10 protein-coding genes are annotated in these 12,994 nt (G+C 30.4%); 2 read left to right on the plus strand and 8 right to left on the minus strand.

Features of this window, described 5'->3' with window-relative positions; all coding sequences use genetic code 11:
• Positions 1-77 precede the first annotated feature (77 nt).
• The 7 genes from hydF to RSA29_RS01180 form a co-directional block, all read right to left on the minus strand.
• Positions 78-1,328, minus strand: coding sequence for a [FeFe] hydrogenase H-cluster maturation GTPase HydF (gene hydF, locus RSA29_RS01150; RefSeq protein ID WP_346941741.1), 1,251 nt, complete (start codon positions 1,326-1,328; stop codon positions 78-80).
• Between the two features lie 11 nt (positions 1,329-1,339).
• Entirely contained in the window at positions 1,340-2,719 is a 1,380-nt protein-coding gene (hydG, locus tag RSA29_RS01155; protein WP_346941740.1) for a [FeFe] hydrogenase H-cluster radical SAM maturase HydG, read from the minus strand.
• Between the two features lie 158 nt (positions 2,720-2,877).
• Entirely contained in the window at positions 2,878-3,927 is a 1,050-nt protein-coding gene (hydE, locus tag RSA29_RS01160; RefSeq protein ID WP_346941739.1) for a [FeFe] hydrogenase H-cluster radical SAM maturase HydE, read from the minus strand.
• 51 nt (positions 3,928-3,978) lie between these two features.
• On the minus strand, positions 3,979-4,227 hold the full coding sequence (locus RSA29_RS01165) for a TM1266 family iron-only hydrogenase system putative regulator (protein WP_346941738.1): 249 nt from the start codon (positions 4,225-4,227) through the stop codon (positions 3,979-3,981).
• A 600-nt stretch (positions 4,228-4,827) separates the two neighbouring features.
• Positions 4,828-6,192, minus strand: coding sequence for a hypothetical protein (locus RSA29_RS01170; protein WP_346941737.1), 1,365 nt, complete (start codon positions 6,190-6,192; stop codon positions 4,828-4,830).
• Positions 6,193-6,218: 26 nt separating this feature from the next.
• Complete coding sequence (locus RSA29_RS01175) at positions 6,219-7,565, minus strand: hypothetical protein (RefSeq protein ID WP_346941736.1); 1,347 nt, start codon at positions 7,563-7,565, stop codon at positions 6,219-6,221.
• A 353-nt stretch (positions 7,566-7,918) separates the two neighbouring features.
• Positions 7,919-8,956 (minus strand): M42 family metallopeptidase, encoded by a 1,038-nt coding sequence (locus tag RSA29_RS01180; RefSeq protein ID WP_346941735.1) that lies wholly within the window; start codon positions 8,954-8,956, stop codon positions 7,919-7,921.
• Positions 8,957-9,509: 553 nt separating this feature from the next.
• Between RSA29_RS01180 and RSA29_RS01185 the strand changes: the two genes are divergently transcribed.
• Positions 9,510-10,079 (plus strand): TetR-like C-terminal domain-containing protein, encoded by a 570-nt coding sequence (locus RSA29_RS01185; RefSeq protein WP_346934466.1) that lies wholly within the window; start codon positions 9,510-9,512, stop codon positions 10,077-10,079.
• 32 nt (positions 10,080-10,111) lie between these two features.
• Here RSA29_RS01185 and RSA29_RS01190 read toward each other — a convergent pair whose 3' ends face one another.
• Positions 10,112-11,833, minus strand: a complete 1,722-nt coding sequence (locus RSA29_RS01190; RefSeq protein WP_346941734.1) for an oleate hydratase — start codon at positions 11,831-11,833, stop codon at positions 10,112-10,114.
• A 221-nt stretch (positions 11,834-12,054) separates the two neighbouring features.
• Between RSA29_RS01190 and RSA29_RS01195 the strand changes: the two genes are divergently transcribed.
• Positions 12,055-12,948 carry a DUF4349 domain-containing protein gene (locus RSA29_RS01195; RefSeq protein WP_346941733.1) on the plus strand — a complete coding sequence of 298 codons (894 nt, stop codon included), beginning with the start codon at positions 12,055-12,057 and terminating at the stop codon, positions 12,946-12,948.
• Positions 12,949-12,994: the final 46 nt, after the last annotated feature.

Below are 12,994 nucleotides of genomic sequence, written 5' to 3' on the forward strand. Positions count from 1 at the left end.
TAAGCGACAATTAATATAATCTTATCCTCTTGGATAAATACTTTATATTAACTGCCGCTTTTTATTTTATTATAATCCTATCTAAATACACTTAATGTCCTATCAAGTATTCCTGTTAAATATGCCATTATAACCCCATAATTTGTTATGGAAGTACCCTTAGCTTTACACATATCTATTCTGTTTAATACTGTTTTTCTATTAATCATACAGGCCCCACAATGAATTATTAAATCATAGTTTTCTATATCCTCTGGGAAGTCATGTCCAACTCTATAATCATAATTTAATTCAAAACCTACATGTTTATTAATCATTTTAGGTATCTTTACTCTTCCAATATCTTCATGAGAAACATTGTGGGAACAACTCTCTGAAATAAGTATTTTAGAGTCTTTTGTTAGTTCCTTAATCTTATTTGCACCTTCTACAAAGGCTGATAATTCACCCTTATGCCTTGCAAATAAAATCGAAAAGCTTGTTAGCTTAATATTTGCTGGTACAATTTCACTTACCTTTTTAAATGCTTGTGAATCAGTTATAACTAAATCCACATCCTTAATATCTTCAAGTGCAGCTTCTAATTCCGTATCTCTAACTACATAACTCTTTATACCGTGATCTAAACAGTCCCTAATGCACTGAACCTGTGGAAGTATTATTCTTCCCTTTGGAGCTTCTGAGTCTACTGGAACTACAAGAATTACCTTGCTATTGTAAGGTAGTAAATCCCCCACTATAGGAAGTTCATCTTCCTCCTCTTGAAGCTTTTCAACTAGCTTGTTTTTAAGGTCTTCAATGCCTTCCCCACTGGCAGTGGATACCAAAATTCCGCCAGCTATCTTACTTCGTAATTCCTTTAAATCTTTTTTATCCTTCTGTGGAATAAGTATTTCCTCTACAGCTTCATTTTTTAAAGCTTTAAGTACCTTATTCTCAACAGTGTCTATCTTATTTACTACTAGAATGTGTGGAATATTATACTTTTTTAAATTTAATCTAGCTTCTTCATAGGACTTCATATCTAAATCATTAACATCCATAACATATAGTGCGAAGTCTGTTCTTTTCATAATATCAAAGGTCTTATTACTTCTTAATTCCCCAAGTTCACTATTATCACCAAAGCCTGCAGTGTCAATAAATAATACTGGCCCTATTGGTATTAACTCCATAGCCTTTGAAACAGGATCTGTAGTCGTTCCCTTCAGTTCAGAAACTATAGAAATCTCTTGTCCGAGAATCTTATTTATTAAAGATGATTTACCTGCATTGGTTTTTCCAAATATAGCTATATGCTTTCTATTAGAATTTGGCGTAGTATTCATACTTTCCCCCCCTATATATAAAGGTCTCTTTCTCCCTGTTTCAACTTTTCTATATTGCTTTTTATTAATTCTCTAATATCTTCTCTCTTTATTTTTGCTGTTTGTTCATTGATTAATGCTTCTGCCTTCTCAACAATTTCTTTGTCACCATAATCTAAAGCATATTCCATCAATGTTGTCATCGCATTTGGTTCACATACATTTTGTATCTGTCCTGATTTTGCAAGTCTCATAAATCTCTCACCAGTTCTACCTTGTCTATAACACGCAGTGCAATAACTTGGTATATATCCATCCTCCATTAGAGCCTTTAATACTTCTAAAGGTGTTCTCTCATCGGAAGTTTTAAATTGATCTACATTCACATGGCCTTCTTCCTTCTCCTTGTATCCTCCAACACCTGCAATAGAGCCAGCACTTACCTGTGATACTCCATATTTTAATACTTCTTTTCTCATCTCTTGGGTTTCTCTAGTGGATAATATTAACCCTGTGAAAGGCACAGCTATTCTTAAAATTGCTACTACCTTTTTGAACATATTATCATCAATTATATTCGGGTAATCCTTTAAGCACATTCCCTCAGCTTCCTTTAGTCTTGGAACAGATACTGTATGGAAGCCAACTCCATATTTCTCTTCTAAATGCTCATTGTGCATCATAAGAGCCAATACCTCAAATTTGGGGTCAGCTAGGCCAAATAAAACTCCTGCTCCTACATCATCAATTCCACCTTCCATAGCTCTATCAAAAGCTGTTGTGTGATAATCATAGTTTCCTTTTATACAATTTGGATGCATAAGTTCATAGGTTGGTTTATGATAAGTTTCTTGAAATAAGATATAAGTTCCTATATTGGCCGCTTTAAGCTTTTTGTAATTTTCTACAGTAGTAGCTGCAATATTTACATTTACCCTTCTTATCTCACCCTTATTATTTTGAGTTTTATAAATAGTATCAAGACATTCTATAACATAATCAATAGGAGCATTTACTGGATCTTCTCCAAGTTCCAATGCCAGTCTTTTATGACCCATTTTCTCTAAAATTCTAACCTCTTCAGCTACTTCTTCCATAGTTAATTTTTTTCTATTAAACTTATTGCACCTTTTATATCCACAATAAGTACAATTATTTACACAGTAATCACTAACATAAAGTGGCGCAAATACAACAATTCTTTTCCCATATATAGACTCTTTTATATCCCCAGCTATTTTGTACATTTCTCTTAACTGTTCTTCATCTTCAGTTTGAAGTAGCATAGCTATATCACTATGGTTTAGTCCCATTCTATTTTTAGCCTTGTTTAGTACCTGACCTATTTGTTCCTTTGTTGCATCCTTAGCCTCTACCAATAAATTTTCAATATACTCATGATTAATAAACATATCCTTACCCCTTTATCACTTTATTTTTATTTTACTTATATCTTTATTTTGCCTATATTTATATTTGTGTTTATATCTTATCAGCGCCGCATTATACTAATCCTCTAAGTGAAATTGTAAAATCTTGTAAAACCCTTTTATTTCCAATCTTCAGCATCCTACTTTCTTACCCAACCAACGTTATGACCCTTAGTTACTTCTATTTCAAATCCAATGCGGTTAATTTTCTCTTCTATTTTACTTTTATATTCGGCAGCCTCATCCCCTGTATATACCTTTCCATCATATAGACTATATTTCTGTCTTACCTGACTTGGCGAAAGATTTGGCATAATAACGTTAGCTCCTGCCTTTATTCCTTTTTCTCTACCCATTTCATCGATAGTTCCAAGGGCTGTAGTTGCTGGCAATAATACCTTTGGAAGTAGTAATCTTACTAAAGCTAACATTATTACAGTCTTATCTACAGTTCCCGGTGCTTCATCTTTAAGAATCGTATCCTTATGTGGTATAAATGGACCTATTCCACACATTTCTGGCTTTAATTCCTTTAGAAATAATAAATCATTAACTAAGTCCTTATTTGTCTGACCTGGAAGTCCCACCATGAATCCTGCCCCTACTTCAAAGCCTATTTTTCTCAAATCCTGAAGACATTTTCTTCTGTTTTCAAAACTAGCTCCCGGATGAAATTTTTCATAAAGCTCTTTAGTCGCTGTTTCATGCCTTAAAAGATATCTATCAGCCCCTGCATCATATATTTTTTTATAAGACTCATAACTTCTCTCTCCCATAGAAATAGTTATGGCATTGTCTGGGTATTCACTTTTTAGACCTCTTATAATCTCTATAAGTTTTTCATCTGTAAAATAGGAATCTTCTCCACCTTGAAGTACAAAGGTCTTATACCCTAACTCATTTCCAACCCTTGCACATTCTAAAACATCTTCTAATGTAAGACGGTATCTTTCCGCCCTCTTATTTCCCCCTCTAATTCCACAATAAGCACAATTTTTATTGCAATAATTAGTAAGCTCAATAAGTCCTCTGATATATACTTTATTTCCATAAACCTTCATTCTTGTCTCATTAGCTTTTTCTATTAAAATAGCTTTACTTTCCTCATCTAGATTATCTAAAACATAAAGTAGCTCCTCAGAAGATAAATCATTAGTTTCATATAGCCTGTTTATTAATTCTTTAATCATACTATCCCACCCTCCTTGAAAATATTTATCTGATATCATCTATGTGTGTAGCTATATCTCTTTTTTAGAAATGGAGGTTTTCACAATAACGCCCTCTATGTTTCCTAGTTTTCCTGTAAGACTATTTATTTCATCTAACTCACCACTTATAACAATTGACACAACTGAAATTCCCTCTTCTAAAGGAATCCCCATTCTCCCTCTTATGCCTCCTCTAAATTTAGTTATTACTTCATTAAATTCATGCTGACAGGTCTCTGGATTTTCTAATATTGCACTTATTACCGCTATCTTCTTCATTCTATATTTCTCCTTCTTAATATCTGGTATAACCTTAGTTAAACAGATTATATTCACTTATTTTTACTAAGGCATCTGAAGATGCCTAACTATAATTAAATTGATTTTAAATTTATCCACCTATTATCTGACCTTATTAGGATTAAAATAAAAGAAAAGCCTAGTTTTCTCCTCACTGAAAGAAAACTAGGCTCAAAACATTCAATATTAATCCTTAAGACTTCTACATTTTATATTAATTATAGAAATCTTAATATAACAATAAGTAGTGACTATATCCTTAAATATATCATACCTATTGACCCTAATAAAATATTTAGAACTATGCTTGTTTCTTTCAGATTAGATTTCTCTTTTCTGTTAGATTCATTTTAATTAGAATTTATATTATTGAATTAAACGAAGATTTCTCTCTGAATATTCAATCAACTGTATATATTAAGAGTAATACATCTTTCCTTTTTTTTCAAGATGTTTGTTGTTTTTTAAATAAATTTATATAACTTTCATTACATCATTAGTATAACTTTACTTTTAATATACCCAAATGCTATAACTCTTAATTATATTTATATAAATATATTGATGTAAATACTATATCTAATTTCCTGAATTATTCATATCATTCATCATTTTATACCATTCCTCACTGATACTAGGTTGATTTATTATAATAACTCCCTGAAAATAGTCTGTTGTCATCCCTGGATTTTCCTTAAAATATTCATCATCTACAAGAGCGTCATTATTTTGGAAATACTTAAGTTCAAATTTTTTCTTATATGGACTTCTGCCATTGTCTAACCTTATTATTACATCCCCTTCATTCAGTGCTGTATCTTTTAATAATTTTTTTAGCTCTTCTCTTGCATTGGAAATGTTTGTATATGATTCATTTTCTAACTTTATAGGGTCACCGCCATAAATTGTATTAAAACTATATACCTTATCCTTATAATTCTTATCTTCATTCATAAGACAACCTAGTGATTTAATCCCATAAACCTCTCTTTGGTAGTTGCCACCTTGAATTGAATGCATGTAAAATTTTTCTTTTCCATACTCCTTATATATTTTTTCAAAGTTTTCATACATTAATTTTGAAGCAAGGTTTTGTATTGTTTTAAAATACTCCTCACCTCCATCTCCTGAAACTTTAGGAATGTATTGCAAATTTTTAATATTATTAATCACATGATTTATTCCATAAAAATCATCACCTAATGCTTTTTTATAACTTTTTAAATCCTTATTTATATCATTCTCAAAACTTTCTATAACCGCTAGAAGCTTTGCAGTATTATTCTTAACCTCCTCTGTATCCAGTCCATTATAATATATATTAATTCCCTCTATATCCTTCAAAAATTTATTTATTGTGCTTATTTGTTCTTCAGATAACTCTTTATGTTTTTCAATTAAGATATTAAAATAAACATTGACCTTTTCTTTTACTTCCACAGGCACGATTCCGATAACTTGTATTTTCTTCTTTTCACTCAGTTCCTTATTCTTCAAATATAGTTTTTTAAACATATCTTTTTTAGAACTACTTAAATATGAAAATTGTCGTTCCATATTATAATACTCATCTAAAAATTTTTCATCTCCACTTTGTAAGTATTCATTTAAAATAGCCGTCTGTGCATATCCATCTTCAATTAAAAAATACTTCAAATCCCAATCATCTATAAGATAAGTTAAAAACTTTTCTTGTAGATCATTGCTCTGCTTTATATGATATTGTCCTCCTGTAATAATAATTTTTTTATCTTCTATATCATTCTTAATTAATTTTAAATCTGAGTTGTTTTCATAATTACTTAAATCTAAGGCATTACTATTTTTCTTTACATAGTCTTCTTCCTTTACTGGTAATGAATATTTTAACCCTAATAATATTATCGCAAAGACCACAACAAATATAATTGCAATAGTTCCTTCCTTATTTAACTTAAATTTCACTGATATTCCCCCTTCTATGCCTACAACTAATCCCCTGAATTTTTTATCATTTCATACCATTCATCACTGATACTAGGTTGATTTATTACAATAACTCCCTGAAAATAATCTGTTGTCATACCTGGATTTTCATTGAAGCACTCATCATCTCTCATAGTGTCAAAATACTTAAGTTCAAATTTTTTCTTATATGGACTTCTTCCACTATCTAACCTTATTATTACGTCCCCTTCATTCAATGCCGTATCTTCTAATAATTTTTTTAGTTCATATCTCATATTTGAAAGATTTGTATATTCTCCACTTTCTAATTCTGCCCGTCCACCACCATATATTATATTAAGACTATATACCTTATCCTTAAAATTCTTATCTTCATTCATAAGCACCCCTAGTGTTTTAACCTTATAAATCTCTTTCTGGTATATACCACCTTGTGATGAATTCATGTAAACTTTTCCTTTTCCAAATTCCTTATACACTTTTGTAAAGTTTTCATGAATCAGCTTTATAGCAAAATTTTGTGCTAATATAATATCCTCCTCACTATTATTACCTATAATTTCAGTAATCCGCTGCAAATTCTTAATATTATTAATTACATGTTTTATCCCATAAAAGTCATCACCTAATGCTTTTTTATAACCTTTTGAATCCTGATCTATATCATTCTCAAAACCTTCTATAACCGCCAAAAGCTTTGCAGTATTATTCTTAACTTCCTCTGTGTCTTGTACATAATAGCTAATATTAAACTCTTCTATATCTTTTAAAAACTTATTTATTGTACTTATTTGAGTTTCAGATAATTCTTCATGTTTTTCAATTAAAATATTAAAATAAGTAATTACCTTTTCTTTTGCTTCCAAAGGCCCTATTCCTATAACCTGTATTTTCTTCTTTTCACTCAGTTCCTTATTCTTCAAATATAGGTTTTTAAACATATCTTTTTTTAAAGTACTTAAATATGAAAATTGTCCCTCCGTATTATAATACTCCTCCAAAAGTTTTTCATCTCCACTTTGTAAGTATTCATTTAAAATAGCCGTCCGTGCATATCCATCTTCAATTAGAAAATACTTCAAGTCCCAACTGTCTATTAAATAATTTAGAAATTTTTCTTGCATGTCACTAGTCTGTTTTATATTATATTGTCCACCTGTAATAATAATTTTTTTATCTTCTATATCGTTCTTAATTAATTTTAAATCTGAGTTATTCTCATAATTACTTAAATCTAAGACATTACTATTTTTCTTTACATAGTCTTCTTCCTTTACTGGTAATGAATATTTTAACCCTAATAATATTATCGCAAAGACCACGACAAATATAATTGCAATAGTTCCTTCCTTCTTTAATTTAAATTTCATTGATATTACCCCCAAAATAAATTCGTAATAATATAGTATATATTGTAATTAATTCTATTTTTTATTTTAATCTCCTTTATTATTTTACTTTTTCTATACTTAAAGATATCTCCATTTACAATTAAATTTAATATATATGTTCTTATTAAACTTATATGTTCCATTCTCTTAAAATAACTCATTGCAATAGCAAATTGGCCTTGGCCACTCTCCTAATGATAAAACTTAGATTTGATTGAAAACCAATCATGGAATATATATAACTCTTATACTTTCTATATAAAAAAAGAAGCAATATAATTTATAATATTGCTTCTCTCTTACTATTTATCTCAATAAAGTTATTAAAACTTCTATTTTGTTAAATAAGCGTATAATAATTTTATTGTTCCCTCAAGAGCAGTATAGTGGGTTCTTTCCATTCCATGGGATGCGTGAACTCCAGGTCCTATAAGAGCACCTTTTATGTTATTCCCTCCATGAAGTGCAGCACCAACATCTGATCCATACATTGGATAAATATCTATTGCATATTTAATTTCATTACCCTTTGCAAGGTTAATTAAATCAGTAGTCATATTGTAGTCATAAGGACCACCTGAGTCCTTAGCACATATAGAAACGTCATATTCTGTACAAGTTAAGTCCTCTCCTATACATCCCATATCTACAGCGATCATCTCTGTTATGTCTGCTGGAATATAAGATGAACCATGTCCAACTTCTTCATATACTGATATGAAAACCTTAGTAGTATAAGTTGGAACAATTTTTTCAGTACTTAATATATCCAATAAATTTATAAGACATGCAACGCTACCCTTATCATCTATAAATCTAGATTTTAAGAATCCACTCTCTGTTACTGTAGTTTTAGGATCTATAAATATAAAGTCACCAGCACATATTCCTAGGTTCTCTACATCTTCCTTAGATTTAACTACTTCATCAAGTCTTATTTCCATATTTTTAGCATCACGTGGTTTAGATTTAGCATCTTCAAATACGTGTGCTGCTGGACTTGTGCTTAAGAATGTACCATTATATATCTTTCCATCTCTAGTTCTAACCTTACAATATTCTCCGTCTAAAGTAGGAACAATAGGTCCTCCTATTAAAGTGAACTTTAAAGTACCACTACCTGAAATAGATCTAACCATAGCTCCTAAAGTATCTACATGCGCAGATAATCCAACTACTCTTTCGCTACTTTTCCCTGGCACTGTTATAATTCCACAACCCTTAACAGTTGTTTCAAATTCATAACCAAATTTCTCTGCCCATGAACCTATCATTTCCATAACATCATAACAGAATCCACTTGGACTATCTGTAAGTAACAACTGCTTCGCTGTATTTAAAACATTTTCCTTATTAACTGATATCATCATATTCCCCTCCTATGTAATATAAAGTTCATACTTCATAATATAACTTTAAACATGTAAATCTTTTAGCTTAGGACTATCAGCTTTAACATCTCCTCTTCATTAAAGTTGAGATAAACTCTGAAATATCCCTCGATAATTTTATAAGTACTGCAGTTAAATGTCTAAATAGTTATAATAATCATATAATTTAACTTCTCTTTTCATTATAATATTCATTTGCTTATTATTAAAGGGTTTCTTCAAACTTTTCTATGACTTCTTTCTAATAAATATATATTTGAAAAATTTCTACTCATTAATTTAAGGCATCTTCAAAAGATAAATAAATCAGTATCCTGCGTCAATAGACCCCTTAGATGGCTCTATCATCTGCGGAACCTGTTTCCTTTTAGATCTTAAAATATTCTTCACCTCTTTACTTGTTATCTATTTTCAGATGCCTAATATAGCAAATTAAATTCAAACATATTATAATTAATATAATTAGTATTATTTAACACCAAAATACTAATTATGTAGAACATATAAATTTCAAGAAATGGAGGCATTCCAAATGACACTAATCACAAAAAAAGCCCTTGCTACTTCATTAAAAAATCTAATGACAAAAAAATCTCTTCAGAAAATTACTATTAAAGATATAGTTATTGATTGTGGCGTCAATCGTCAAACCTTCTACTATTATTTTCAAGATATATATGATTTACTAGGATGGATTTATAAGACTGAAGCTGTTGGAAGTATTTCAAACTGCAAAACCTATGACACTTGGCAACAAGGTTTTCTTAAAATATTTCAATATGTAATTAATAATAAATCCTTTTGTATGAATACCTTTAATTCAATGGGAAGAGAACATCTTGAAACATTTTTAGAAGCTGAAATTTTCCATCTTCTCATTGATGTGGTTGAAGAAGTATCTAAAAACTCTTATTTATCTTCTACTGAAAAAGAATTCATTGCTAAATTTTACACCTTTGCCTTTATCGGCATTTTAACTTCATGGATGAAAACTGGTATGAAGGATAGTCCTGAAAGTATTATTGAAAAAGTTGAAAGATTAGTTAATGGGGATATTGAAAAGGTAATAAATAAAACTACTCAGTTACATTTGCATAACTAAGTAGTTAATTTATAATTTTATGATAAAGAGTTTTATCTATAAGATGTCTTTAATGCATCCTTTAAAACCTTTGGATTTTTCTTATATGGAGTTACAGGAATAACCTTTTTATTTTTTACATTTAAAAGTGTATATATAGCCATTTTTGCTGCGCGTACGGAATATTCTTCTGTAAATACCATATCTTCTGGAATTTCAACGAACTGACTAATCATAGCAAAGTTTGTTGAGCCTTTTGGGATAACCTGTGGTCTATCAGTCATCTTACGTGGTTGAAACTGAGAATCTATATAAGGCATCATACATGGAATAACATTGATTACAGTATCCATGATTTCATCTGTTTTATCTTCCATATGAAGATGATATAGAAGTTCTGTTAACATCTCTTCACCAGTACATTCACGCATTGGCTTTTTAACATAATCACCAATTTTTTCTGTATATAATCCATACCCCCAGAAAATAGTAGTATCAAGTGGCTGATTTTTAAAGTGTGGTTGAGCCGCAACAACAATACTCATTAACCAATTAGAATCTTTAAATGTCATTAAAGCCCCGCTACCAGGAATATTAGTTGAAAATTCTTCAATCAGTTTTAAGAATTTATTTCCTTTGCATGTTACTGTGAAACTTTCCCAGTTAGTCTGGTCTGGATGACCAAAGAATGGTTCTGGATTTCCAAGTCCCATTTTCTTCTTAGCTACCTTTTCCCAAAGTTCACCTGAGATTGGTTTATCTGGATTATATTCAGCTGGAGTATTAAAATCACCTAATGTTGCGCTATCAGTCATACATCCATTTGTCATAATACATATATCACCTTGATTTAAATTTATAACTCTTTCACCTTCACTATCTTCTAAATGTATTGCAGTTACTGTAATTTCATCTCCCTGTTTAAAATCTAAATCAGTTACTGTAGCATTAATACTAAAATCAATACCAAATTCATCTAAATAAGCTTTTAATGGAAGGATAACTGATTCATATTGATTATACTGAGTACGTGTAACCCCCTCTAAAGTTTCAATACGAGAGAATTCAAAAATCATACGTTCCATATATCTTTTAAATTCAAATAGGCTAGACCATTTTTGGAAAGCAAAAGTTGTCTGCCACATATACCAAAAGTTAGTTTCAAAGAAATGCGGCGTATTTCTAAACCATTGTTCTATAGTCATATCATCCAACTTTTCTTCCGATGTAACCATTAATTTTCCAAGTGCCATACGATCATCACTATTGAAACCCATGCTAGTCACATCTTGAATTACTCCATATTTATCAATTAAACGTGCTTGTGCATGTGTTGGATGTAGGTGGTCAAAATTAAGAATTTCTTCTGTTACAGTTTTACCCGGTAACTCTAGTGATGGAATACTAGAGAATAACTCCCAAAAATTTTCGTAGGTTTCTTCATTTAACATTCTACCACCGCGGCATAGGAAACCATTCTCAGCATCACCCGATCCATCATTGCTACCTCCAAGAATCTTCATTCCCTCGATAATATGAATATTTTCACCTTTAAAATTACAATCTCTCACAAGATAAGCTGCCCCTGCTAAAGACGCTAACCCACCACCAATGAAATAAACCTGATTTTCTTCATTATTTGTATAGTTAACTGTCACAGACCCAGTTTCTGATTTACCTTTAAGTTTATTTACAGTCACTGCTGCTAAAGCTGCTGCACTAGCTGCTGCTCCTATAGCAAGTAATATATTTTTATTGTTTGATTTTTTACTCATATAATATCCTCAACTTTCTATTTAATATTTTTCAACTTGTTACTTATTATTATAGTTTAAGGATATTCACTTGTATTTATACAATATTATATATTTGTCTAAAACCCCTCAGTAAAATAATTATAACAAATAATAAATACTTATTAATGCCACAATTCTATGTACTAAATCCACATACTGTTTCGTATATCTTATAGAATACTTTTATTAAGGAGGTTCATATGAAAAAGCTTTTAATCATACTCTCAATAATCATGACTTTATCCCTTGTTGGATGTGGAAATAAACTTAATTCTAGTGCTACTGGCAATACCGGAGATGCTCCCAGCCTAGATATGGGCTCCGACAAAAATCAAATATTCCCTGAAATTAAAGAAGATGCTATTATTAATCCTGACTCTACAGTAAATACCCAAGATAAAAAAATAATTAATAAAGCCGATTTAGTTATAGAGACATTAGAATTTGATAAGTCTTTAACTACTGTTGAAGAACTTGTAAAAAATTTCAAAGGATATATTGAGTCTTCAAATATATCTCAAGTCGGTATTAAGAGTAGCAACTATGGAAAAAATCGAAGCGCTTCTTTTGTAGTAAGAGTTCCAAAGGACAAATTTCAAGAATTCTTAAAGGAAACTACTAACCTTGGGTTAATTACAAGCCAACTTACCCATGGTGATGATATAAGTAGTACTTACTATGACAGTGAAACTCGTGTAAAGGTGCTAAAGGCTCAGGAAGATAAATATCTTTCTCTTCTAACCCAAGCAAAAGATATCAAGGAAATTCTTGAAATAGAGCGTGAACTCACAGAAATTCGTTATGAAATTGAAAAGTTTCAAGGCTCCCTAAAGCAAATGGATAATTTAGTAGACTATTCAACCATAAACATTCGTCTTCAAGAAGTTATAGAAACTACCAATATCGAATCTCCCGCTGTAACTTTGGGCGAAAAAATCGTTAAAGCTTTTAATGACTCTTTAAAAAGTTTAAAATTCTTCGGAACAGCTATTATACTGATTTTAGTTGCTAGTTTCCCATATTTAATAATATTAAGTATTTTAGGCTATCTAGGCTATATAATATCTAAAAAAGTAAGGATTAATAAAAAGTAATAGCTAACCCTATATGTCTATACAAAAAGGTTCATTTCAATTTGAA

Origin of the sequence: Clostridium sp. (assembly GCF_036660475.1) — a bacterium.
Lineage (GTDB): Bacteria > Bacillota > Clostridia > Clostridiales > Clostridiaceae > Clostridium_J.

What these genes read in the sequence shown, in the direction of transcription:
- hydF (WP_346941741.1), bottom strand. Translation starts at nt 1,328, where the DNA reads ATGAATACTACGCCAAATTCTAATAGAAAGCATATAGCTATATTTGGA.
- hydG (WP_346941740.1), bottom strand. Translation starts at nt 2,719, where the DNA reads ATGTTTATTAATCATGAGTATATTGAAAATTTATTGGTAGAGGCTAAG.
- hydE (WP_346941739.1), bottom strand. Translation starts at nt 3,927, where the DNA reads ATGATTAAAGAATTAATAAACAGGCTATATGAAACTAATGATTTATCT.
- RSA29_RS01165 (WP_346941738.1), bottom strand. Translation starts at nt 4,227, where the DNA reads ATGAAGAAGATAGCGGTAATAAGTGCAATATTAGAAAATCCAGAGACC.
- RSA29_RS01175 (WP_346941736.1), bottom strand. Translation starts at nt 7,565, where the DNA reads ATGAAATTTAAATTAAAGAAGGAAGGAACTATTGCAATTATATTTGTC.
- RSA29_RS01180 (WP_346941735.1), bottom strand. Translation starts at nt 8,956, where the DNA reads ATGATGATATCAGTTAATAAGGAAAATGTTTTAAATACAGCGAAGCAG.
- RSA29_RS01185 (WP_346934466.1), top strand. Translation starts at nt 9,510, where the DNA reads ATGACACTAATCACAAAAAAAGCCCTTGCTACTTCATTAAAAAATCTA.
- RSA29_RS01190 (WP_346941734.1), bottom strand. Translation starts at nt 11,833, where the DNA reads ATGAGTAAAAAATCAAACAATAAAAATATATTACTTGCTATAGGAGCA.
- RSA29_RS01195 (WP_346941733.1), top strand. Translation starts at nt 12,055, where the DNA reads ATGAAAAAGCTTTTAATCATACTCTCAATAATCATGACTTTATCCCTT.